The organism is Chromobacterium sp. ASV23 (assembly GCF_016428945.1).
Taxonomy (GTDB): Bacteria; Pseudomonadota; Gammaproteobacteria; order Burkholderiales; family Chromobacteriaceae; genus Chromobacterium; species Chromobacterium sinusclupearum.
This window is the reverse complement of the sequence record NZ_JAELTR010000030.1, coordinates 22,594-44,857: the sequence shown is the minus strand read 5'-3', so window position 1 is coordinate 44,857 and position 22,264 is coordinate 22,594. Positions and strand designations below refer to the sequence as shown.

Below are 22,264 nucleotides of genomic sequence, written 5' to 3'. Positions count from 1 at the left end.
CATGCGTTCAATCTTTACAACATAGGCGCAATGCGTGGCGGCCGCCATCACGCGACGAAACATGCTGAAAGTACAGGTTGACGCTGGAAATGATAATTATTATCATTCTCAAAAATCACTGAAGGAGATCGTGCCATGAACGCCATGCTGGTTGGAGCCGACACGCTGGGCAACATTCCCGACGTGCTGCAGAGCTACGGCATTACCATCAACCGCCACCTGAGCGGCCGCAACAGCTCGCACCAGCGCAAGGTGGACCGGCTGCCCGCCGGCACCGAGCTGCTGATCCTGTTCACCGACTTCCTGGGCCATAATGTGATGCGCCACTTCCGCGAACTGGCCGCTGAGCAACAAATCCGCTTCATCGCCTGTCGCCGTTCGGTCTGCGCGCTGAAACAATCGCTGAGCGGCGCCGGCATGTGCGAAAACCCCTGCGCCGCCTGCCCGCAGCGCGCCAGTGAAAAGGCCGGCAAGCGCAAACGCTAGCCAGCCGGCAGCAGGGCCACCCTCAGGCCCTGAGTGGCACGGCGCGACAAACGGCGGGCATACCGCGGCCCGCCCATGGCGGCCTACGCCATCCGCGCCAAGCATGATGCGCATCAGCAGCCGCTATACCTTGAAGCGCGATACGGTGGCGCGCAGCTCGGCCGCCAGCGCGTTGAGACGCTGCGCCGCAGTCGAGGTCGTGTCCGCCACGTTACTGCCCTCTTCGGAAACCTGCGCGATTCGTTCCAGCTGCTGCGCAATTTCAGTGCTCGCGTCCGCCTGCTCGCCGATCCCAGAGGCGATCTCGCCGACCAAGGCGACAGCCTCGGCGGCGCGCTGGCTGATCTGCGTGATGGTTTCTCCGGCCTGATTAGCCGATTGTTCGCAGCCCCGCACCTCGCCGACCACCTCATTCATATGCCGCACCGCGTTCAACGCCTCCTGCTGCATCGCCTGGATCATGCCATTGATCTCCAGCGTCGCCGCGGCCGTCCGCTCTGCCAGCATGCGCACCTCGTCCGCCACCACCGCGAAGCCACGTCCCATTTCGCCGGCCCGCGCGGCCTCTATCGACGCATTCAGCGCCAAAAGATTGGTTTGTTCCGCTACACCTTTGATGACCTCAGTCACGCTGCCTATCGCCGCAACCTGGTCGCGCAGCTTTTCCACGGTGCCGGCCGCGTCGCTGACGGTTTCAACCGAGGACTGGATCTGCGCCACGGTTTTCAGGATCACTTGCTCGCCGGACGCCGCCAAATGCCCAGAGTCGCTGCTGAGCCGGCGGGCCTCCTGTGCGCGGTCGCGCACATGGGCGATGCTGACCGTCAGTTGCTCCACCGAGGCCGCCATGCTGGAGCAGGCCTGTGACGATGTCGCGGCGCTGACCGCCAGCTCGTCGGCGGTTTCTCGCATGCCGCGCGCCGAGTCCGCCACCCCGCTCACTGCGCCGCCCACTTCGCTGAAACTGCGCTGCAGCGTCTGCAGCAAGGAATCCAGCGCTTGCAGCGCATCCGCGATCTCGTCATGCCCCGCCGGCTCGGTGCGGCGGGTGAAATCGAGTTCGCGCGCCACTTGCGCAAGCGCATCCCGAGCCCCGTTCAAAGGCACGGTGATTGAGCGCTGCAGAACATAGCCTGCGCCCAACAACACCAGCACGCCGACAACGATCACAGCGATCATCTGTCCCCACGCGGCCTTGTAATCTTGCTCCGCCGCCAGCCGCTCTGCCCGCGCGTCTTCGCGGCTGGCTTTGACCATATCTTCCACCAGCGTGCCCATCGAACCGGCCGCGCCATTGATCTTGGGGTTGTAGACCGGAGGGGGATGATCCGGATCGGCCTTGGAGGCGGCCAGCAAGGGAGAGACGGCGTCAATGTATTCGGCCAGCCGGGACTGGAACTGCTCGCCCTTCTGCTGCAATTCGGCCTGCAACGGCAACTGATGATAGGCGGCCAGCAAGCTGTCCAGGTTCTCCCTATGCTTTCGCACCTGCTGCTCCGCCGCCTGCTTGACCGCCGGATCGCGGCTGGCGATATGGCGCACCGTCTCCAGCCTCATGCCTGTCAGCTCTGCGCTGAGGCTGCGCGAGATGTCCACCTCGGCCAGCGACACCTCGTCCAATTTGCGCAATTGCAGCTGCACAGCCTGCAGGCGCGACAGGCTGATCGCGCCCAGCAGCACAAAAGCGACAATGGAAAGAACGATCAACACGGCAATCCGCCGCCCCACCGTCAAACGCAGTGCCATTGCCGGCTCCCAGCGATCATGAATATCAATACAGTGTAGATCAGGCCGAAGCCGCCCAGACCTCAACCATACGCCGGGCAAACCAGATATCATGTGCATCCTGTCCGTCGCGCATCGACTCCACCCAAGCACCATGACCAGACACCTGCCACGCGCCATCCAGCACATCCTGTTCAATCTTCGCGGCGGCTTCCTGGTGCGCCCGCTGATCATTTCGCTGGCGCTGGGCTTTGTCGGCGGCTGCTTGTCCTGGCTGGAAGAAACGCATCCGGCGCTTGGCGCCTGGCTGCCGCAGATTCTGTTCCCGTCGCGCAGCGACCCTCAGGTGGCCCAGGTGATTCTGTCCGCCATCGCCACCTCCATCATGACCGTGGTGTCCATCGTATTCGCCATTCTGCTGATGTCGCTGACGCTGGCTTCCATGCAGTTCTCGCCCAGAATCATCGTCAGCTTCTCCCGCGACAAGGTCACGCAGCGGACGCTGGGCATCTTCCTCGGCACGTTCGCCTACTGCATCGCCGCCTTGCCGGCTGCCCGAATCAAGCCCTACGCTTTCAGCCCGGTGCTGACGGTATTCGGCGCCATGCTGCTGGCGGTGGCTTGCGTGATCGGCCTGCTGTTCTTCATCCATCACATCTCGCGCGCCATCAGCGTCAACTACATCGTCGACCGCATCGCCGCGGAGACCGAACAGGCGATCCAGGAGCAGATGCCGGCGCCGCATGAGGACCGGTTGTGGCCGGCCGGCGCGGCGCCCAACGCCGTCCAGCCGGATGCGCCCATCCTCAACCGGACGGCGGGCTATGTCCGCTTCATTGATACCCGCAAGCTGGTGCAACTGGCCAAGACGCATCAACTGAAACTGCGCGTCACACGCCGCGTCGGCCAATTTGCGCCGGCCGGCATCCCGCTGCTGCTGGCCTCGCGCGAGGAAAGGCTTACCCCCAGGCTGCGCCAGGCCATGCTGGCCGCGATCGACATCGGACCCAGCCGCACCCTGCAACAGGATGTGGAGTTCGGCGTGCTGCAGATCGTCGATATCGCGCTGAAAGCCATCTCTCCAGCGGTCAACGACCCCACCACCGCGATTGCCTGCGTGGATCAGCTCAGCCGCATCCTGTGCCTGTACGCGCAGCGCAATGCTCCGCAACAGCACTATTACGACCCGCCAGGAGTGGTGCGCGTCACCATCCCGGCCATGGATTTCGACGCGCTGCTGGAATCGGCCTTCGAACAGATCCGCCATTACGCGCGCGGCGACATGGCAGTCAGCCTGCGCCTCTTGGCGGCGCTGACCGATATCGCCACCGTCGCCCACAGCGCGGCCTTCCGCCAATCGCTGCGGACGCTGGGCCAGCGCGCCGTCGACAGCTGCCGCGGCCATCTTGACGAGCAGGCCATGAGCCGGATGCGCGGGCGGCTGGATACGCTGCAGACGCTGCAGACGCTGACGACGTGACCAGAGGCGGCATCCCCGCCCCACACTCGCGCCGCGGTCCCAGCCATGCCGTTCACACCCAAACCGGAATACACCATGGAAATCATGTCCCAACCCTATCAGGCCTTGCCGCAGGCACTGCGTCGCGAATGCGCCGTCATGCTGCACCAGGCCTACCAGTGCCCGGGGGAGCCGGACCCCGACGACGCGTTGCACAAGCCGGAATATCACGCGCAAGCATTCTGTCTGCTGCAGCATGGCCATCCCGTCGCTTACGCCGCGGTAGTCGGCTTGACCGTCAGCCATGGCGGGCAGGCTTTTGCCCTGGCCGCCCTCAGTTGCGTCGCGACTCACCCTGGCCATCGGCGGCAAGGCCTGGGCGAGCGCGTTGTCGCAGCGGCCTCCGCCTGGCTGAGAGAATGCGGAAACTATGACATCGCAGCCTTCACCTGCGATGCCGAGCTGGCGCCGTTTTACTCGCGGGCGGCGGGCTGGAGAGCGGTTGACGATGTGGTGCTGCTTGCCCACTCGGGAAACCATGCCTTGCGCAGCGATCGACTTGGCAAGACAGTGATGCTGGAATTGCTGTCAGCACGGGCGCAATCCGCCGCAGCGGCGTTTCGCTCAGCCACGATTAACCTGGGCTTGCCGGAGGGTGAATTCATCTGAGCGGGACGCGGGATGCTGGAGGGCAATCAGGGGGTCGTTGTCCCATGTGGCGGAAAGGGCAACACTGCGGAGCGAGAAGTTGCGGCAATATGCAAAAAGAGTAAAATGCCTGCCTATAAATTTTCGTTTACGCAGGACTTCCATCATGAAAACCGGCAACGCCGACCCCGACGGTCCCAGTTCGAACTCTCTCTTGCAATATTGGCTGCATAAACTGAATCACTCCCGGCTCCGCATGGACGACAAGCTCCATTCCGAGCCGATTCAGGAAGAAATCCTGCTGAATTTGATGGTCATCTGCTGCATCATACTATTGGCCTTGTTCACCTACCTGCATCGCTGAATCTCCGGCCCGCTTCCGCGGGCCTGGTCGTTTCCCGCACACGGCACGCGACAATTTCCTCTGTCCGAATTATGCTGTCGACAGCATGTCTGCATACTTCAATCGACTAACAAAGGAACCGACGATGAAACTGTCCGCACTGACCCTGTGTTGCGCTCTCGGACTGGGCTTGAGCCTGCCCGCCTGGTCCGCCGGCGAAGCAGCGAACTCGGAAAACCTGTTCACCGTTCCGCTCAGCGCCTTCCAGCAGAGCAAAAGCAACCCGGATCAGCGTGTTTATCTGAAGCCGGGCGTCGATCTGAAAGCCTACAACGCCGTTTTGCTGGAGCCATTGCTGTTCATGCGCCAAGCCAAGGATGGCAACTGGGAGCTGCTGCAATCCGGCGATGAGAACGCGATTGCCGCTTATTTCCATCAACGGATGCAGGCCGAGCTGGCATCGGCCGGCGTCGCGATGGCGCAGCAAGCGGCTCCCGGCGTCACCCGCTTGCGCGTGGCGGTCACCGCCGTCTCCCAAGACCGGCCAGGCGTAGATGCCGTGGACTTGCTGCCGATCAAGGCGGTGTTCAACCTGGCGCGGCTCGCCACCGGCAAAGAGCCTTATCTGCTGAAGATAGGCAGCATGGCGCAGCTGGAAGACGCCCAGGACGGCACCCTGCTGGCCGGCACGGTCAACCTGCGGCAGAACAAGAAGAGCAAGACCAAGGAAGAACAGATGACGTTGGATCTGATCAAGCCTCTGATCGACCAATGGTGCAAAGACAGCGCCCGCCAGCTGGCCACGCACCTGGGCAAGGCTTCCTGATAGTCAAAACGCTTTTCGCATGAATACGCTGTACGGGTCCTCGCGGTAGGACCCGAACGGCGGGCAAAAGTCGTAACCGGCACGCTGGTACAAGGCGATGGCCTCGTGCTGGTGGATGCCGGTCTCCAGCGTCATGGCGGCGCAGCCTCGCGCCTGCGCCTGCCGCTCCAGAAAGGCCAGCACGCTGCGCGCGGCGCCGCGCCCCCGGCATTGCGGCCGCACGAACATCCGCTTCAATTCGCCATATTCCGCCGTGCACCAAACTGCGCCGCACCCCACCGCCACGCCGGTTTCGTCGCGCGCCACCGCAAACGCCACTTCCGGCCGCAGCAAGGCTGCCACATCGACGCCGTGATGGCTTTCCACGGGGTATAAGGGCTTCTGATAGGCATCGAGTTCGTCTATCAAAGCCATCACCTCGGGCTGATCCGGCCGCTCCAGCGCGATAGTCAGGTTCTGGCGAGAGGATGGCTCAAGCAAATCCACATACGCCTTGTCCAGCAGGCTGTCATCTCGAATCGACAATTGCTCCATCAAGGCAGCTATCGCCTGGCGCGCGGCCTCTTCCGGCTCATCGTCAGCCAGCTCCGCCTCCAGCTCAACGAAATTTCCGAGGCCGGCCACTCGGTCCAGGTGGATGGCACAGCGCCCGATCCGATACTGGCTGCGCTGCTTGCGCACCCTGCCCTGCGCGCCATAGGCCTGCGTCAACAACTCGCGCAGGCCATCCGGGTCATTGCTCTGGCTAAGCAGGAAAAATGAAGACTTGATCGCCGCGGCATCCTGACGTTGATAAAAAATCAGCTTGCCAGCCCCCGCGCCATCCACTCTCAGCTTCAGCCTGCCATGAGAGCCACAGAAAAAGGTATCGTCCTGCTCAAGTCTGCATGGCTCGTGCCCGGCCAATGCCTGAACTTTTCGCTCCAGCGCATCGATATCCGCCACGCGCGCCTTGATTTCAACATTGCTCGCCATCTTGTCATTTCCTTATGGGTTCCCTTCCCACTCAAACAAGGAATTTGCATTCAATCGCCATGCGCTGGCAAGAGGGAAGATTACCCTGATAAAGAAAAGAGCCCTGACAAGCAGGGCTCTTTATCTTTGTGGCGACGGCATTCTACTTGTAGCCACGCCTCGATGGGATGGTCTTCCTAGACCTCCCAGTATTCCTTTTCCCTGCCCTGCGAGCCGGGATTGAGCTGTTCGCGCAAGACGCGCAGTTTTTCCGGTTCGCCGCGCACGCGGAACCAGCTGCCCTCGTCCTCGGTGCGCTCTTCCAGCACCTGGCAGTGGCTGTAGATTTCGCCGCGCAATTGCTGCGCCGACCACGGCAGCAACAGCTCCTCCTCCACCAGATCCTGCTGGAAGAAGGAGACGATGGCGGCGCGCAGGCTGGCCACTTCTTCCGGCCGGCGGGCGCTCATTACCACGCAGCCTGGGTAGCGCGTCTGCAGCTCCGCCGTCCAGGCGGCCTGCTCGGCCTCATCGCCGACATGGTCTATCTTGTTGAACACGCGGATGCGCGGCACCTCATCGGCGCCGATTTCCTGCAGCACCGCGTCGGTCACTTCCAGCTGGCGCTGGAAGCCGGGGTCGCTGGCGTCGATCACGTGCAAGAGCAGCGACGCGTCCAGCGCCTCCTCCAGCGTGGACTTGAACGAGGCCACCAGGCCGTGCGGCAGGTTCTTGATGAAGCCGACGGTATCGCTGACCAGCACGCGCGGCACGCTTTCCGGGTACAGCGCGCGCACCGTGGTATCCAGCGTGGCGAACAGCTTGTTGGCCACCAACACCTCGCTGCCGGTCAGCGCCCGCATCAAGGTGGATTTGCCGGCATTGGTGTAACCGACCAGCGAGACCCCGCCCAGGCCGATGCCCTGCCGCTCCAGCCGGCGCGCGCGCTGGGTCTTGCGCTCCAGTTCCATGGCGATGATTTCGCGCTGCAGCTCGGCGATGCGGTCGCGCACCTTGCGGCGATCCAGCTCGGTATGGGATTCGCCGGCGCCGCGGCCGCCCATGCCGCTGCGTTGCCGGCCTTGCGGACCGGCCAGCTTGGCCGCTTCGCGCAGCCGCGGCGCCATATAACCGAGACGGGCGATTTCCACTTGTGCGCGCGCAGCGCGCGAGCGGGCGTTGCGATGGAAAATCTCCAGGATGACCATGGTGCGGTCCATCACTTCGCAGCCGACGGCCAACTCAAGATTGCGCGCCTGCGACGGCGAGATTTCGTGGTCCACCAGCAGCACGTCGATCTCGACCGTGCTGGCGTCCCATTCTTGCGCATCGTCTTCCAGCTCGTCCGCGCGGAGGCCGCGCTTGACGAACTGGCTGATCTCTTCCAGCTTGCCCACGCCCATATAGGCGGTGCGATCGAAGCTGCTGCGCTTCTGCACAAAGGTCTGCACCACCTGGAAACCCAGCGTCTTGGCCAGCTCGCTCAATTCGGTGAGCGAGGCTTCGAACTCGACATCGCTGACTTCCGGCAGCTGCACCGAGGCGACAATGGCGTAACGGGGCTTCTCTTTGACTTCTGTTTGCATGGGCAGATGGCTTTATTTAGGTAACGAACCCGGATATTACTCGCAAATGACGCTTCACGCTGACAAGTTGCGCCTCATTGCTTGACCTCGCGGCCGGCGCGGCCGATACTCCTGCCGCTTCGGGCCACAAGCCCCCACTTTTCTATAGTTGTCTTCATTCATGCCATTCACCGCCCTGGGCCTGCAGCCCGATCTGGCCCAGTCCGCGCTCAAGCAAGGCTATGCCCAGCCCACCGCCATCCAAAGCGCCGCCCTCCCCGCCATTTTGCAAGGCCGCGACGTGCTGGCCACCGCGCAGACCGGCTCCGGCAAAACCGCGGCCTTCTGCCTGCCGCTGCTGCAGCAATGGCTGGCCAGCCCGCGCGCCATGCTGCGCCATCCTCGGGCGTTGATTCTGCTGCCGACGCGCGAACTGGCGGCGCAGGTCGGCGGCATTCTGCGCGATCTGGCTCAGGCCCTGCCACGCAGCCTGAAAGTCGCCGTGGTTTACGGCGGCGTGTCCATCAAGCCGCAGATGATGGCCCTGCGCGGCGGCGCCGACATCGTAGTGGCCACGCCCGGCCGCCTGCTGGACCTGCTCGCGCACAACGCGCTGCGGCTGTCCTCCGTCAACACCCTGGTTCTGGACGAAGCGGACCGGCTGCTCGATCTGGGCTTCGCTGACGAGCTGGGCAGCCTGCTGGCCCAGCTGCCGCAGACGCGGCAGAACCTGTTGTTCTCCGCCACCTTCCCGCCCGCCGTGCGCGCCTTGGCGGAACAGCTGCTAAGCCAACCGCTGCGCATTGACATCGAGCAGACGGCCGCCACCGCGCCGGACATCCGCCAGCGCGCCATCGAGGTGGACGCCGCGCGGCGTACCATGTTGCTGCGCCATCTGCTGGCGACGCACGATTGGGACCGCGCGCTGGTTTTCGTGGCCAGCCGCCAGGCGGCGGACAGAGTGGCGGACAAGCTGCAACGCGCCGGCGTGAGGGCCGCTGCCCTGCATGGCGATTGCAGCCAGAGCCAGCGCGGCCAGGTGCTGGCCGATCTCAAGACCGGCCAGCTGCGGGTGCTGATCGCCACCGACGTGGCGGCGCGCGGCATCGACATCGCCCGGCTGCCGCTGGTGGTCAACTACGACCTGCCGCGCTCGCCGGTCGACTACACCCACCGCATCGGCCGCACCGGCCGCGCCGGCGCCAGCGGCGAGGCCATCAGCTTTATCAGCGCCGACTGCGCCGCCCATTTCCGGTTGATAGAAAAGCGCCAGCAACTAAGCTTGCCGCGCGAGCGGATCGCCGGCTTCGAGCCGACCGAGCCCGCGATGCCAGCCGCGTCTCTGACGGACCCGGACGGCAACGGCGGCATCAAGGGCAAACGCAAGAGCAAGAAGGACAAATTGCGGGAGGCCGCAGCCCAGCAAACGTCAACAGCCGCTGGGGGCATCACCGCCGCGAAACCATAAAACAAACCCCGCCGAGAAACCCGGCGGGGTTTTTGTCAGGTCAAGCCGGACAGGTTTACAGCACTTCGATGATGCCGGCGGCGCCCATGCCGGTGCCGATGCACATCGTCACCATGCCGTGGCCCTTCATGCCGGCGTCGCGCATGCCGTGGATCAGGGTGGCGGTGCGGATCGCGCCGGTCGCGCCCAGCGGGTGGCCCAGGGCGATGGCGCCGCCATGCGGGTTCACCTTGGACGTATCCAGGTTCAGATCGCGAATCACCGCCAGCGCCTGCGCGGCGAAGGCTTCGTTCAGCTCGATCCATTTCAGGTCGTCCTGCTTCAGGCCAGCCTGAGCCAGCGCGGCCGGGATGGCTTCCTTCGGACCGATGCCCATGATTTCCGGCGGCACGCCCTTGACCGAGAAGGTCACGTAGCGGGCCAGCGGCACCAGGTTGAATTCCTTCAGCACGCGTTCGGACACCAGGATCACCGCGCCGGCGCCATCGGACATCTGCGAGGAGTTGCCGGCGGTGACGGAGCCCTTGGCGTCGAACACGGTCTTCAGCTTGGCCAGGCCTTCCAGCGTGGTTTCGCGGCGCGGGCCTTCGTCGGTGTCCAGCACGCGCTTCTTGACGATCACTTCGCCGGTTTCCAGATTCGGCGTGCGGTAGGTCACTTCCAGCGGGGTGATTTCGTTCTTGAACTTGCCGCCGTCGATGGCCGCCAGCGCGCGGCGGTGCGATTCCACCGCGAACGCGTCCTGGTCTTCGCGCGACACGCCCCACTGCTGCGCCACTTTTTCAGCGGTCAGGCCCATGCCGTAGGCGATGCCGTAGTTCTCGTCCTTGGCGAAGATTTCCGGGTTCAGCGACACCTTGTTGCCCATCATCGGCACCAGAGACATCGACTCCGAACCGGCTGCGATCACCACGTCGGCTTCGCCCAGGCGGATGCGGTCGGCCGCCATCTGCACGGCGTTGATGCCGGACGAGCAGTAGCGGTTGATGGTGATGCCGCCCACGGTGTTGGGTAGGCCGGCCAGCAGCACGCCGATGCGCGCCATGTTCAGGCCCTGCTCCGCTTCCGGGAAGGCGCAACCGACCACGCAGTCGGAAATCAGTTTCGGGTCCAGGTTCGGCACCTGGGCCAGCGCGCCGGTGATCACATGCGCCAGCATGTCGTCCGGACGCACATTGCGCATCATGCCGCGCGGCGCCTTGCCCACCGGGGTGCGGGTGGCGGCGACGATGTAAGCTTCTTGTACTTGTTTGCTCATTTTCGATTCTCCTGTCGGCCGGCTGATCCAAGCGGTAGAAATCAACCGACCTATCATCTGGCTATTGGCCGTGCTTGCGGGAGGATTCGCAGCGAGCGGGCCGAGGTCAAGGCGAGACGCGCAGCCGTACAAGTGGTACGGCGAGCATCACAGCTTTGAGATCGGCACGCGCAGCAGAATCATCCCCAAGCACTTAGTTGCGCAGCGGCTTGCCGGTGGTCAGCATATTCGCGATGCGATCCTGGGTCTTGGAGTTCTTCAGCAGGGTCATGAAAGCCTTGCGCTCCAGGTCCAGAATCCATTGCTCGTTGACCAGGGTGCCGGCCTCCACATCGCCGCCAGTCATCACATCCGCAATCTGCGAAGCGATGAAGAAGTCGTGCTGGCTGATGAAGTTGCCTTCCAGCATGTTCACCAGCTGGCCCTTGATCGACGCCGCGCCGGAACGGCCAGCCACCGGGAAGCCCTTCACCTTCAGCGGCGGGCGGTAGCCGGATTCGGCCAGCGACAACGCCTGCTGCTTGGCGACGTACAAGAGCTCGTAAGCATTGAACACCACGGCGTCGCCCTTGCGGAAGAAGCCCAGTTCTTGCGCCTCGATGCCGCTGGTGGCGACCTTGGCGGTGGCGATATTCATGAAGTAATCCTTCAACGCGGCCAGCAGATCGCCCTTGGACTCTTGCGAAGCGCGCAGCGCGAATTCCTTGCAACCGCCGCCGCCCGGCAGCAGGCCCACGCCCACTTCCACCAGGCCCACGTACGATTCCAGCGCGGCCACGGTCTTGTCGCAATGCATGGCGAACTCGCAGCCGCCGCCGAACACGTAGCCCTGAGTGGCGGCCACGGTCGGGATCTGGCTGTAGCGCAGGCGCAACGCGGTGGACTGGAAGCGGCCGATCATGGCGTCGATGGCATCCCAGTCGCCCATCATAAAGGCCGGCATCATCGATTGCAGGTCAGCGCCGACAGAGAACGGCTCTTCGGTTTGCCAGATCACCAAGCCCTTGAAGCGGTCTTCGGCGATGTCAATCGCGGTGTTCAAGCCATCCAGCACGGCCGGGCCGATGGCGTGAGCCTTGGACTTGAACGACACCACCAGCACGTCGTCGCCGGTGGTGAAGGCGCGCACGCCTTCGTTCTCGTAGACGGTTTCGCCCAGCTGCTCGGACTTCTCGCCCAGCACCTTGGCCGGCGCCAGCTGACGCGCGTAAACGTCCAGCGCGGAGCGGCCTACCAGTTTCTTGTCGGCGGCATTGTAGGAACCGTCGGCGAAATGCACGCCGGCGCGGTCTCCCTCCAGCACCCAGGCCGGCAGTTCAGCCTTGGCCAGGGACTTGCCGGCGGCGATGTCTTCCTGCAGCCACTTGGCTACTTGCTGCCAACCGGCGGCTTGCCAGGTTTCAAACGGACCGGCGGACCAGCCGAAACCCCAACGGATGGCGAAGTCCACGTCGCGGGCGCAGTTGGCGATATCGGCCAGATGGAAGGAGATGTAGTGGAACACGTCGCGGAAACATGCCCACAGGAACTGCGCCTGCGGATGCTCGCTCTCGCGCAGCTTCTGGAATTTCTCGGCCGGATTGGCGATCTTCAGAATATCCTTGACCGCGTCGTCGCCCTTCTCGCCGGAGCCCACGTACTCGCCCTTGGCCGGGTCCAGCACCAGCATGCGCTTGCCGTCTTTCTTGTAGATGCCGGCCTTGGTCTTGGAACCCAGCGCGCCGGCGGAGATCAGGCCCTGCATCCAGTCCGGCGTCACGAACAGGCTGTGCCACGGGTCTTGCGGCAGGGTGTCCTGCATGGTCTTCACCACGTGGGCGAAGGTGTCCAGGCCCACCACGTCGGCGGTGCGGAAAGTGGCGGACTTCGGGCGGCCCAGGCGCGGACCGGTCAGGTCGTCCACCACGTCGAAGCGGATGCCGTACTTGGCGGCGTTGGCGATGGTGGCCAGCATGGAGAACACGCCGATGCGGTTGGCCACGAAGTTCGGGGTGTCCTTGGCGCGGACTACGCCCTTGCCCAGCGTGGACACCAGGAAGCGCTCCAGGTTGTCCAGGATGTGCGCGTCGGAAGTCACGCAGGGAATGATTTCAACCAGGTGCATGTAGCGCGGCGGGTTGAAGAAGTGCACGCCGCAGAAGCGCGGGCGCACCGCGTCCGGGCAGCCTTCGGCCAGCTTGTTGATGGACAGGCCGGAAGTGTTGGTGGCGAAGATGGTGTGCTCGCCCAGATGCGGGGCCACCTTGTGGTACAGGTCCACCTTCCAGTCCATGCGCTCGGCGATGGCCTCGATCACCAGATCGCAGTCTTTCAGCAGATGCAGGTGGTCATCATAGTTAGCCGGCTGGATGTGGGCGACAACGTCGCTGCCCGCCAGCGGAGAGGGTTTCAGCTTCTTCAGACCGTCGATGGCCTTCAGCGCGATGCCGTTCTTGTCGCCTTCCTTGGCCGGCAAGTCAAACAGAATGGTCGGGACTTTGGCGTTCACCAGGTGGGCGGCAATCTGCGCCCCCATCACGCCAGCGCCGAGCACGGCAACCTTGCGTACATTGAATTTGGTTTGAGACATGGTTTCCTCGATTTGTTGAAACACACATGAGACAGGCCCCTCTCAACCTGTCCTGCTTGCTTCCAAGGACGGGCGTTGAATCGTCCTTGCCCAGAATCCGCGCCGACTGTGACAGGCGCGGCGCCGGGTACTGCTTGATAGTAAGGCCGGACTGAATCGCTATTGTTCCGGCCGCACCCGGAGAATGTTTCCTGGCGCTTCCACCCTCGCCGGCACGGATAAAGCGCTCCTACCGGGGGGTGATCTGCGAGCGCAGATAAAATATCAAACACTCGCTTTTATGTGGGATTAGTCTAACCCATTTTGGGCAAAATCAAAGCAGGTTTTGTAAAAAATCTGCACGCAACATCTCAGCAAGCGCAACAACGGCTTCAGCTGTGCCGAAACGACAACAGGGCAAGCGCTGACGCCTGCCCTGTTGCCGATTTCCGAACGGTGTTAACTGCTTAGAAACGATAGTTGTACTGCACGCCGATCAACTGCAGATAGGTCTTGTAGCTACCCTTGACGGTGCCGCCGTTGCCGGTACATGCAGCGCCAGTCGTCGGGCTTACACCAGCCGGGCTGCAAGCGTCGGTGTAGTTGACGTTAGCGTTCTTGAAATCAATGAAGCTGTAGGCCAGATCAATCGAGCTCTGCTTGTTGATCTTGTAGTTGGCGCCGAACGACAGCCACAGACGGTCGCTATCCGGCAGCGCCGGGTGGCGATCGTTGTCGGATTGCAGCGGAGACTGCTCCCAAGCCACGCCGCCGCGCAGCATCCAGGCGTCGTTCAGCTGGTAATTGGAACCGAACGACACGCGCCAGGTGTCCTTCCAGTTCTGATGCAGCACCAGATCGCCCTGAGCCACGCCGTTCACCGTGGATTGCTTGATGTCCAGCTGTTGCAGCTGCGAGTTGCGCACCCAGGTCACATCGCCCATCAGCGCCACCTTCGGGTTCAACTGATGGAAGAAGTTGGCGGAGACGGTTTCGGGAGTGGTCACGTCGACGGAGGCGGAGGCATTCGGATGAGCAAGTTTCGCAGCCACCGCCGCAGGCAGAGTAATACCACCAACGGTTACATTCCCTTGGACATTATTGAATGTCCAAGTAGACGATCCCTGCAAAGACTGCTTGATGCTGGAACGATAAGCCAGACCAAAACGGGTATTCTCATTAAGCTGATACATATAACCTATGTTCCAGCCAAAGCCCCAGTCATTTCCTTCGACGTGAGCCAATCCATCACCACCGACACCGCCGGCCCGCATAACAGCGGCAATTTGCGAGGGATTCGTCAAGGTTACAGTCGCGCCACCCGGTCCAAAGGGACCCGTGATACCACCCGCATTTGCCGCTTTCAAAGCCAGACCGGAAGTTGCATCCGCCATTTGCTCCAGCGTGGCATCCATATATTGAGCGGAAACACCAAAGCCGAAAGAGTGATGATCATCCAGCTTGAATGCGATAGAGGGATTGATGTTCAACGACTGCAGGTTGACGCTCTTCAAGGCGTAACGGCCGGCCCAGTCGAAGCCGTAGTCCAGCTTCGCGCCATACGGCACGAACATGCCGATGCCGGCGGTGATCTTGTCGTTGATCTTGTGCGACAGATAGAAAGTGGGCGCAGCCACGGCCTTGGGCGCGAAAGTACCGCCGTTGCCGCCGCCGGTAGACTGACCCAGGATATTGGTGGAGCCGTTGTCGGTGTACTTGGAGTCCGGCACCACCAGCGTGGCGCCCAGTACCATTTGCGTGCCATCCAGGCGGCTCAAGCCAGCCGGGTTAGTGAAGATGGTGGAAGGATCGTTGGCTTCGGCGCCGTTGGCGTGGGCGGTGCCCTGGCCGGAAACGCTCTGCGAACCAAACTGATAACCCGAGGCAGCAGCCTGTGTAGACGCCAGGCCGAACGCGGTGCCCATGATCATCACGGACAGGCTAAGATGCTTGAGCTTCATGCTTCCCTCTCTAGTCTTGCTTGAGTAGATATTTTTCATTGATCATGACCCATTCATGTCGTGAGTCATGGTCGATGCTACCAGAGAATTAGAGCAATCCAACCAAACCGTGGAGCTATTATTCCAAACGTTCGTTTTACTGCAACATTTCCACAACAATTGATGAAGACCGAAACAATCTTGCCTCAGCCCGCTTCCAGCAGACGCGATTTGCCGTCGCGATCGATGGCGACATAGGTGGCGATCACCTCGGTGATCCGCACGTGCGAGCCATCCATGCGCTGCGCCTCCACTGAGATTTTCAGCGTGATGGACTTCTGGCCGATGCGCAGCCGCTCCACATACAAATCCACCACGTCGCCCAGCAAGATGGCCGCGGAAAACTGGAAAGCGTTGACGGCCACCGTGGTGACCGGGCCGCGCGACAAACGCTCGGCATCCAGGCTGCCCGCCAAGTCGATCTGGCTCATCAGCCAGCCTGCCTGCACTCGCCCATAGGCATTGGTGCTGGTGGGCAAGGCCCTTACCCGCAACACCGGCACCCTGGCTTCTTGCTGTTCCATCACACACTCTCCCGCCTTTATCACTTTGTCGCGTTCGACAAAGCGGCCGCATGAGACGCGGCCGCTTTGCGGAACGCCGGATACATGCGGTATCCGGCGCATGGTACCACGTTGCCTGGCTTAGAAAATCAGGCGCTGCAGCAATTTGTCATCATGCTGTTCCAGCTTCTTGTCAAAGTCGTCCACCATGATCACATCCCGCTTGAGCTTGCGGGCGCGGGTTACCGCATCGAACTCCTCCTGATTGATCAGGCCCGTTTGCAAGGCCTCGGCCAGGCGCTCGCGCGCGGTGATGGTCTTGAACTTGCCGTCACGCGCCAGCTTGCGCAGCTTCTGCTCCACCGGATCGGTGGCCAGAATCGCATTCAGCGCATGGCCCAGCACGCCGACCGGATCAGTCTCTTCCTTAGGCACGTACATGCCGTGAGTCAGGCGGTCGCGGGTGCCGCCCGGCTCCATCAGGGCGCGCGCCACCTTGGTGCCGGTGCGGTCGGACGCTGGCTTCAGCGTCAAACCCCACGGGAAGATGATGCGGCGCAGCACCCAGGCCAGGCCGCGGCTAGGAAGGTTGGCCAGGAAACCGTCCATCGCCACTTGCACATCGTACAAGGCGTTCTCCACCGCCCAGCTCATCACGGCGATGTCTTCCTTCGGCGCGCCGTCGCGCTCGAAACGCTTCAGCGAGGCGGTGGCGATGTACAGGCCGGACAGCATGTCGCCCAGGCGGGCCGACAGCTTCTCGCGGAACTTCAGCGAGCCGCCCAGGCTGAACATGGCCATGTCGGACAACAGCGCGAAGGCGCTGGAGAAACGGGTGACGCGCTTGTAGTACGCCGCGGTGACGCCGCCCTTCGGGCTCTTCGCGAAGCGGCTGCAGGTCAGGCCCAGCCACAGCGAGCGGACGAAGTTGCTGATGACGAAGTTGATATGACCGGTGATCGCCTTGTCGAACTCGGCGCCGTCGTTGGCCATCGCCGCCTTCATTTCACGCAGCACAAAAGGATGGCAGCGGATCGCGCCCTGGCCGTAGATGATCATCGAACGGGTCAGGATGTTGGCGCCTTCCACGGTGATGCCGATCGGGATGGCCTGATAACCGCGCGCCAGATAGTTCCGCGGCCCCAGCACCACGGTCTTGCCGCCGTGCACGTCCATCGCGTCGTTCAGCGTTTTGCGCATGCGCTCGGTGTTGTGGTACTTCAGGATGGCCGACAGCACCGACGGCTTCTCGCCGTTGTCGAGGGCGGTCAAGGCCAAGTCCTGCGCCGCTTCCATCTGATAGGTGTAGCCGCCGATGCGGGCCATCGCCTCGTCCACGCCTTCGAACTTGCCGATGGGCAGGCCGAATTGGTCGCGGATGCGGGCATAGGCGCCGGTGGTGTAGCTGGTCAGCTTGCCGCAGGCGACGGACATGGCCGGCAGCGAGATGCAGCGGCCCACCGACAGGCATTCCACCAGCATGCGCCAGCCTTGGCCTGCGTATTCGCGGCCGCCGATGATCCACTCCAGCGGAATGAACACGTCCTTGCCCCAGGTCGGGCCGTTCATGAAGGCCGAGCCGCCCGGGAAATGGCGACGGCCGATTTCCACGCCGACATGCTCGGTCGGCACCAGCGCGCAGGTGATGCCGATTTCTTCCTTGTCGCCCAGCAGGTGGTCCGGGTCATACATCTTGAAGGCCAGGCCCAGGATGGTGGCGACCGGGGCCAGCGTAATCCAGCGCTTTTCCCAGCTGACGCGCACGCCCAGCACGTCCTCGAAACGCTCGCCGGTGCGCGGATGGGTATAGGAACCGCGGCACACCACGCCAAAGTCCGGGATGGCGCCGGCGTCGGAACCGGCATACGGGCTGGTCAGCGCGAAGCACGGCACTTCCACGCCCTTGGCCAGACGCGGCAGGTAGTAATCCTTCTGCGCTTCCGTGCCGTAGTGCTGCAACAGTTCGCCCGGGCCGAGCGAGTTCGGCACCATCACCGATACCGCAGCGGTGCCGCCGCGAGTGGCGATCTTGGTCACCACCTTGGCATGGGCATAATTGGAGAATTCCAGGCCGCCGTACTTCTTCTTGACGATCATGCCCAGGAAGCCGTGATCCTTGATGAACTGCCACACTTCCGGCGGCAGATCCTTCAGCTCATGGGTGATCTTCCAGTCGTCTATCATCGCGCACAGCTGTTCTGTCGGGCCGTCGATGAACGCCTGCTCTTCAGGCGTCAGCTTCGGGTCCGGAAAAGACAGCAGACGGTTGTAGTCCGGCTTGCCGGAGAACAGGTCGCGATCCCACCATACCGTGCCGGCATTGATGGCCTCCTGCTCGGTCTGCGACATCGCCGGCGTGATTTTCTTGAACACGCCGAACACCGGACCGGTGAACACCGCGCGGCGCAGCGGCACGATGTTCAGCACGGCGGCGACAACGGCGAACACCGCCCAGACGGCGGCATGAACCTCGCAATGGAAAACGAACTGAAGCGCGGCGAGCCAGGCGGCAAGGCCCACGGTCCAAACCAGCACCGGCGCGGCGCAGTAGGCCAGCGCGACGATCAGCGCGACCAGAATTACGGCAGCAATCATTGTGTTTACCCTCGTGTTGACCCCTCGGTCCCGCGCGCCGCCTTGCTGTTGTAATACTTGGCGAACGACGCGGAATCAGCCCTCGATGGGCGCGACCAAACCGGCTATCACAAACGGCACTAGGTATTTGACGATCATGTCCGGGTCCCGGGCGGTAACGATCTGGCTGCGCGTGAAGATTTTCAGCACATCGTTGCCGGCAAAGGCATTGAACATGACGCTAAAGGCGAGATGCATGCGCCAGGCGAGCTGCTCCGGCTCCAGATGGGGCAGCGCGCGCTGGAACGCTTCCGTGTAGCGCTGCACGAACACGCTGTACTGCTGCGAGATGGTCTCGCGCAACAGACGGTGGTTTTCCACCAGCGTGCGCGACAGCAGGCGCACAAACATGGCGCCGCCGCGGGACGGGTCCTTGGACAACACCAGGCACGGCCGAATGAACGACAGCACCAGTTGCTCCAGCGGCAATTCGCCCGGCTTCGCTTCCAGCAGGTCCAGTTCCGCCAGGCAGTCTTCCAGCAACGGCGCCAGCCTGCGCATGAACACGGACTCGAACAACGCATCCTTGGAGCCGAAGTGATAGTTCACCGCGGCCAGATTCACCTCGGCCTGCTGGGTGATCATGCGCAGCGAAGTCGCCTCGAATCCATGCTCCACAAACAGACGTTCGGCAACGTCCAGGATGCGGGTGGCGGTGTCGGGGCGGTTTGCCTCCATGGTCTCCAGTGCCTTTGTTGTATTGTGTGGTTTAGTCTTGCTCATCTCAGCTTTCGAACAAGCGTTTCAAACTTACGTTTTAACTTGATCAATGTCAAGGCATGCAGGGCGCCTTGCGCATTCACCGCTCAGGGCAAACAAAAAACGGCAGTCTTGATTTTAGACTGCCGTTTGAATGAAACACGCGTTAAAAGGGCTTAGTCAAGGCCCAGCGCCAAATCCCGCTGCAAGTCCAACACATTTTCCAGGCCGACGCTAACGCGCAACAGCCCTTCGACAATGCCGGCCTTCTCGCGCGCTTCGGGCGTCACGCGGGCATGCGTCGTGCTGGCGGGGTGGGTGATGGTGCTTTTCACATCGCCCAGATTCGCCGTGCGCGAAATCACGCGCACGCCGTCCACCACCTTCCATGCCGCCTCGCGGCCGCCCTTCACCACAAAGGACACCACCGCCCCGCCGCTCTTCTGCTGGCGGCGCGCCAGCTCATACTGCGGATGGCTCTCCAGGCCGGGGTAATACACGCGCTCGACATTCGGTTGCGCCTCCAGCCAGCGCGCCAGTTCCAGCGCGTTGGCGCTGTGTTTTTCCATGCGCAGATACAGCGTCTCCAGCCCGGACAGCAGCGTCCAGGCATTGAACGGCGACAGCGACGGCCCGGCGGTGCGCACATGCAGATAGATCTGCTCGATCAATTTGTCGTTGCCCACCACCGCCCCGCCCATCACCCGTCCATGGCCGTCGATGAACTTGGTGGCGGAATGCATGACCAGATCCGCTCCCAGCTTCAATGGCTGCTGCAGCGCCGGCGAACAAAAACTGTTGTCCACCACCAGCAGGGCATCATGGGCGTGGGCGATATCGGCGACGGCGGCAACGTCGGCCACTTCCGTCAGCGGATTGGACGGCGTCTCCAGAAACAGCAGCTTGGTGTTCGGCTGGATCGCGGCGCGCCAGGCTTGCAGATCGCGCGCATCGACAAAAGTCGTGGTCACGCCGAACTTGGCCAGCTGGTTGGCAAACAGATTGATGGTGGAGCCGAACAGGCTTTGCGAGGAAACAATGTGATCGCCGGCCTGCAGCAAAGTCATCATGATGGCCTGGATGGCCGCCATGCCGGTGGCGGTGGCGATGGCGCGCTCGCCGCCCTCCATCTGCGCCAGCCTTTGCTGGAAGGCTGAAACAGTGGGGTTGGTGAAGCGGGAATAGGTATAGCCCTCGATCTCGCCGAGGAACATGGCCGCGGCCTGCGCCGCCGACTCATAGGTGAAACTGGAGGTGAGGAACAGCCCCTGGCTGTGCTCGCCGTATTCGCTGATGGTGCGGCCGGCGCGAATAGCCAGCGTTTCCGGATGCAGATTCTCTTGTTGCGGGCCCGACATGCGCGTCTCTCTTTCTCGTCCCGGCTTGGCGCCGGCAATGCTTACCCGCCTATCTTGCCCGAAAACCGCCCGCTTGCTAAATGCCATCGGGCGCTATGGCTGTTCCGCTTAGGAAATTTGGCCGCTCAGGCCGCCATGCCGTTTTCGTCCAGCCGCCGCAAAAACTGCTCCAGCGCGCGCACCGAGGTGTACTGGCCGTCGCCGCAATCATGCAGCAACACCAGCTCGCCCTCGCGCATCGCGCCAAGCAAGGCCTGCCAGCGCGCTGGATTGGCGCCCAGATCCGCCCAGTAAATGTCGCAGAACGTCGGCCAACGCACGCTATCGCCATGCATCCAGGCCACCAGCTCCTCCGTAGGCAGCACGCGACGCAGCCAGTGGTCCGGCAAGAGGGCCGTGCGCGGCCACTGCCGCGGCCACTTGCTTGACAGTAGAAAGCCCTTGGCGGGGGGAATTTTGCATTGCCCGATGGAAACCAGACGTATAGAGGCGTTCATATAACCCTCCTTGTCCGCGAGGCGCCGGCCACACTGGCCGGCCTCCCGTGGGCGGTGATTCCGCGGCCTGGAACGTTCAGGCCGCGGAGAAGCCCGGCCGCAGGGGCCGGGCGGCGCGGCTAGATGGCCGCGCGGAAGATCGCGCAGATTTCTTCGTGGCTGGCCTTGCGCGGATTGGTCAGGCCACAGGCATCCTTCAAGGCGTTGTCGGCCAGGGTCGGAATATCGGCTTCTTTCACGCCCAGCTCTTTCAAGCCGGCCGGGATGCCGACATCGGCGGCAAGACGCTTGATCGCGGCGATGGCGGCTTCGGCGCTGCGGGTCTTCTCGCCCAAGGCCAGGGCCACATCGCCCAGCCGCTCGCCGGCGACGGCCGCGTTAAAGACTTGCACATGCGGCAGCAGCACCGCGTTGCACACGCCGTGCGGCAGATCGTAGAAGCCGCCCAGCTGGTGCGCCATCGCGTGCACATAGCCCAAGGAAGCGTTGTTGAAGGCCATGCCGGCCAGGAACTGCGCGTAAGCCATCTGCTCGCGCGCTTCCATGTCCTTGCCATCCTTCACCGCGCGGCGCAGGAAGCCGGCGATCAGCTCCACCGCCTTCAAGGCGCAGGCGTCGGTGATGGGGGTGGCGATGGTGGACACATAGGCCTCCACAGCGTGGGTCAGCGCGTCCATGCCGGTGGCCGCGGTCAGCGAGGCTGGCATGCCGGCCATGGTTTCCGGGTCGTTGACCGACAGAATCGGCGTGGTGTGCTTGTCGACGATGGCCATCTTGATGTGGCGGGATTCGTCGGTGATGATGCAGAAGCGGGTCATCTCCGACGCCGTGCCGGCGGTGGTGTTGATTGCCACCAGTGGCAGCTGCGGCTTGGCGGACTTGTCCACGCCCTCGTAGTCCTGGATCTTGCCGCCGTTCACCGCCACCAGCGCAATGGCCTTGGCGCAGTCGTGCGGCGAGCCGCCGCCCAGCGACACCACCACGTCGCACTTCTTCTCTTTCAGCAGGGACAGGCCGGCATTGACGTTGGCGCAGCTTGGATTGGGATGCACGCCGTCAAAGATCACCGGCTCGATATCGGCCTCGCCCAGCATCTGGGCAACCTTGCCGGCCAGGCCGGCCTTGACCAAGCCCTGGTCGGTCACGATCAGTGCGCGCCGGAAACCATGGCCGCGCATGGTTTCAACCGCCTGTTGCAGACAGCCGGCGCCCATCAGATTGAGCGAGGGGATGAAGAAAGCGCTTGTGCTCATTGTCCGTCTCCATGAATGGACTCGAAATGTTGAGCACAGT

General features: G+C 62.9%; 18 protein-coding genes. 6 read left to right on the top strand and 12 right to left on the bottom strand.

What is annotated here, in order from left to right; all coding sequences use genetic code 11:
- The first annotated feature begins 135 nt into the window (after window positions 1-135).
- On the top strand, window positions 136-486 hold the full coding sequence (locus JHD59_RS13260) for a DUF2325 domain-containing protein (protein ID WP_071110474.1): 351 nt from the start codon (window positions 136-138) through the stop codon (window positions 484-486).
- 123 nt (window positions 487-609) lie between these two features.
- On the opposite strand, the gene JHD59_RS13255 is transcribed toward JHD59_RS13260, so the two are convergent.
- A complete protein-coding gene (locus tag JHD59_RS13255; RefSeq protein ID WP_199154585.1) occupies window positions 610-2,232 on the bottom strand; it encodes a methyl-accepting chemotaxis protein in 1,623 nt (540 codons plus the stop codon).
- A gap of 133 nt (window positions 2,233-2,365) precedes the next feature.
- Between JHD59_RS13255 and JHD59_RS13250 the strand changes: the two genes are divergently transcribed.
- The 4 genes from JHD59_RS13250 (at window position 2,366) to JHD59_RS13235 (ending at window position 5,487) form a co-directional block, all read left to right on the top strand.
- On the top strand, window positions 2,366-3,691 hold the full coding sequence (locus JHD59_RS13250) for a DUF2254 domain-containing protein (protein ID WP_199154584.1): 1,326 nt from the start codon (window positions 2,366-2,368) through the stop codon (window positions 3,689-3,691).
- Window positions 3,692-3,766: 75 nt separating this feature from the next.
- Complete coding sequence (locus JHD59_RS13245; RefSeq protein WP_199154583.1) at window positions 3,767-4,339, top strand: GNAT family N-acetyltransferase; 573 nt, start codon at window positions 3,767-3,769, stop codon at window positions 4,337-4,339.
- A gap of 145 nt (window positions 4,340-4,484) precedes the next feature.
- Window positions 4,485-4,682, top strand: a complete 198-nt coding sequence (locus JHD59_RS13240; protein ID WP_103320364.1) for a hypothetical protein — start codon at window positions 4,485-4,487, stop codon at window positions 4,680-4,682.
- A 124-nt stretch (window positions 4,683-4,806) separates the two neighbouring features.
- Complete coding sequence (locus tag JHD59_RS13235; RefSeq protein WP_199154582.1) at window positions 4,807-5,487, top strand: DUF3313 domain-containing protein; 681 nt, start codon at window positions 4,807-4,809, stop codon at window positions 5,485-5,487.
- Between the two features lie 3 nt (window positions 5,488-5,490).
- On the opposite strand, the gene JHD59_RS22810 is transcribed toward JHD59_RS13235, so the two are convergent.
- Together JHD59_RS22810 and hflX are read right to left on the bottom strand one after the other, a co-directional pair.
- Window positions 5,491-6,462, bottom strand: coding sequence for a GNAT family N-acetyltransferase (locus tag JHD59_RS22810; RefSeq protein WP_233164112.1), 972 nt, complete (start codon window positions 6,460-6,462; stop codon window positions 5,491-5,493).
- Between the two features lie 176 nt (window positions 6,463-6,638).
- Window positions 6,639-8,027, bottom strand: coding sequence for a GTPase HflX (gene hflX / locus JHD59_RS13225; protein WP_199154581.1), 1,389 nt, complete (start codon window positions 8,025-8,027; stop codon window positions 6,639-6,641).
- Between the two features lie 160 nt (window positions 8,028-8,187).
- Here hflX and JHD59_RS13220 point away from each other — a divergent pair, with 160 nt between their 5' ends.
- A complete protein-coding gene (locus JHD59_RS13220; protein ID WP_199154580.1) occupies window positions 8,188-9,474 on the top strand; it encodes a DEAD/DEAH box helicase in 1,287 nt (428 codons plus the stop codon).
- Window positions 9,475-9,529: 55 nt separating this feature from the next.
- On the opposite strand, the gene JHD59_RS13215 is transcribed toward JHD59_RS13220, so the two are convergent.
- The 9 genes from JHD59_RS13215 to yiaY form a co-directional block, all read right to left on the bottom strand.
- Window positions 9,530-10,732 (bottom strand): acetyl-CoA C-acyltransferase, encoded by a 1,203-nt coding sequence (locus JHD59_RS13215; protein WP_103320359.1) that lies wholly within the window; start codon window positions 10,730-10,732, stop codon window positions 9,530-9,532.
- 193 nt (window positions 10,733-10,925) lie between these two features.
- Window positions 10,926-13,301 carry a 3-hydroxyacyl-CoA dehydrogenase/enoyl-CoA hydratase family protein gene (locus tag JHD59_RS13210; RefSeq protein WP_199154579.1) on the bottom strand — a complete coding sequence of 792 codons (2,376 nt, stop codon included), beginning with the start codon at window positions 13,299-13,301 and terminating at the stop codon, window positions 10,926-10,928.
- A gap of 446 nt (window positions 13,302-13,747) precedes the next feature.
- Entirely contained in the window at window positions 13,748-15,241 is a 1,494-nt protein-coding gene (locus JHD59_RS13205) for an OmpP1/FadL family transporter (protein ID WP_199154578.1), read from the bottom strand.
- Between the two features lie 185 nt (window positions 15,242-15,426).
- Window positions 15,427-15,804, bottom strand: coding sequence for an acyl-CoA thioesterase (locus tag JHD59_RS13200; RefSeq protein ID WP_071110464.1), 378 nt, complete (start codon window positions 15,802-15,804; stop codon window positions 15,427-15,429).
- A gap of 120 nt (window positions 15,805-15,924) precedes the next feature.
- On the bottom strand, window positions 15,925-18,378 hold the full coding sequence (locus JHD59_RS13195) for an acyl-CoA dehydrogenase (protein WP_199154577.1): 2,454 nt from the start codon (window positions 18,376-18,378) through the stop codon (window positions 15,925-15,927).
- A gap of 75 nt (window positions 18,379-18,453) precedes the next feature.
- On the bottom strand, window positions 18,454-19,095 hold the full coding sequence (locus JHD59_RS13190) for a TetR/AcrR family transcriptional regulator (RefSeq protein ID WP_043626145.1): 642 nt from the start codon (window positions 19,093-19,095) through the stop codon (window positions 18,454-18,456).
- A gap of 197 nt (window positions 19,096-19,292) precedes the next feature.
- Window positions 19,293-20,474, bottom strand: a complete 1,182-nt coding sequence (locus JHD59_RS13185; RefSeq protein ID WP_199154576.1) for an O-succinylhomoserine sulfhydrylase — start codon at window positions 20,472-20,474, stop codon at window positions 19,293-19,295.
- A gap of 125 nt (window positions 20,475-20,599) precedes the next feature.
- Window positions 20,600-20,971, bottom strand: a complete 372-nt coding sequence (locus tag JHD59_RS13180; RefSeq protein WP_103320352.1) for a DUF488 domain-containing protein — start codon at window positions 20,969-20,971, stop codon at window positions 20,600-20,602.
- A gap of 119 nt (window positions 20,972-21,090) precedes the next feature.
- Window positions 21,091-22,224, bottom strand: coding sequence for an L-threonine dehydrogenase (gene yiaY / locus JHD59_RS13175; RefSeq protein ID WP_103320350.1), 1,134 nt, complete (start codon window positions 22,222-22,224; stop codon window positions 21,091-21,093).
- Between the last annotated feature and the right edge of the window lie 40 nt (window positions 22,225-22,264).

What these genes read in the sequence shown, in the direction of transcription:
- JHD59_RS22810 (WP_233164112.1), bottom strand. Translation starts at nt 6,462, where the DNA reads ATGGCGAGCAATGTTGAAATCAAGGCGCGCGTGGCGGATATCGATGCG.
- hflX (WP_199154581.1), bottom strand. Translation starts at nt 8,027, where the DNA reads ATGCAAACAGAAGTCAAAGAGAAGCCCCGTTACGCCATTGTCGCCTCG.
- JHD59_RS13200 (WP_071110464.1), bottom strand. Translation starts at nt 15,804, where the DNA reads ATGGAACAGCAAGAAGCCAGGGTGCCGGTGTTGCGGGTAAGGGCCTTG.
- yiaY (WP_103320350.1), bottom strand. Translation starts at nt 22,224, where the DNA reads ATGAGCACAAGCGCTTTCTTCATCCCCTCGCTCAATCTGATGGGCGCC.
- JHD59_RS13240 (WP_103320364.1), top strand. Translation starts at nt 4,485, where the DNA reads ATGAAAACCGGCAACGCCGACCCCGACGGTCCCAGTTCGAACTCTCTC.
- JHD59_RS13210 (WP_199154579.1), bottom strand. Translation starts at nt 13,301, where the DNA reads ATGTCTCAAACCAAATTCAATGTACGCAAGGTTGCCGTGCTCGGCGCT.
- JHD59_RS13195 (WP_199154577.1), bottom strand. Translation starts at nt 18,378, where the DNA reads ATGATTGCTGCCGTAATTCTGGTCGCGCTGATCGTCGCGCTGGCCTAC.
- JHD59_RS13235 (WP_199154582.1), top strand. Translation starts at nt 4,807, where the DNA reads ATGAAACTGTCCGCACTGACCCTGTGTTGCGCTCTCGGACTGGGCTTG.
- JHD59_RS13220 (WP_199154580.1), top strand. Translation starts at nt 8,188, where the DNA reads ATGCCATTCACCGCCCTGGGCCTGCAGCCCGATCTGGCCCAGTCCGCG.
- JHD59_RS13185 (WP_199154576.1), bottom strand. Translation starts at nt 20,474, where the DNA reads ATGTCGGGCCCGCAACAAGAGAATCTGCATCCGGAAACGCTGGCTATT.
- JHD59_RS13260 (WP_071110474.1), top strand. Translation starts at nt 136, where the DNA reads ATGAACGCCATGCTGGTTGGAGCCGACACGCTGGGCAACATTCCCGAC.
- JHD59_RS13190 (WP_043626145.1), bottom strand. Translation starts at nt 19,095, where the DNA reads ATGGAGGCAAACCGCCCCGACACCGCCACCCGCATCCTGGACGTTGCC.
- JHD59_RS13205 (WP_199154578.1), bottom strand. Translation starts at nt 15,241, where the DNA reads ATGAAGCTCAAGCATCTTAGCCTGTCCGTGATGATCATGGGCACCGCG.
- JHD59_RS13245 (WP_199154583.1), top strand. Translation starts at nt 3,767, where the DNA reads ATGGAAATCATGTCCCAACCCTATCAGGCCTTGCCGCAGGCACTGCGT.
- JHD59_RS13180 (WP_103320352.1), bottom strand. Translation starts at nt 20,971, where the DNA reads ATGAACGCCTCTATACGTCTGGTTTCCATCGGGCAATGCAAAATTCCC.
- JHD59_RS13215 (WP_103320359.1), bottom strand. Translation starts at nt 10,732, where the DNA reads ATGAGCAAACAAGTACAAGAAGCTTACATCGTCGCCGCCACCCGCACC.
- JHD59_RS13250 (WP_199154584.1), top strand. Translation starts at nt 2,366, where the DNA reads ATGACCAGACACCTGCCACGCGCCATCCAGCACATCCTGTTCAATCTT.
- JHD59_RS13255 (WP_199154585.1), bottom strand. Translation starts at nt 2,232, where the DNA reads ATGGCACTGCGTTTGACGGTGGGGCGGCGGATTGCCGTGTTGATCGTT.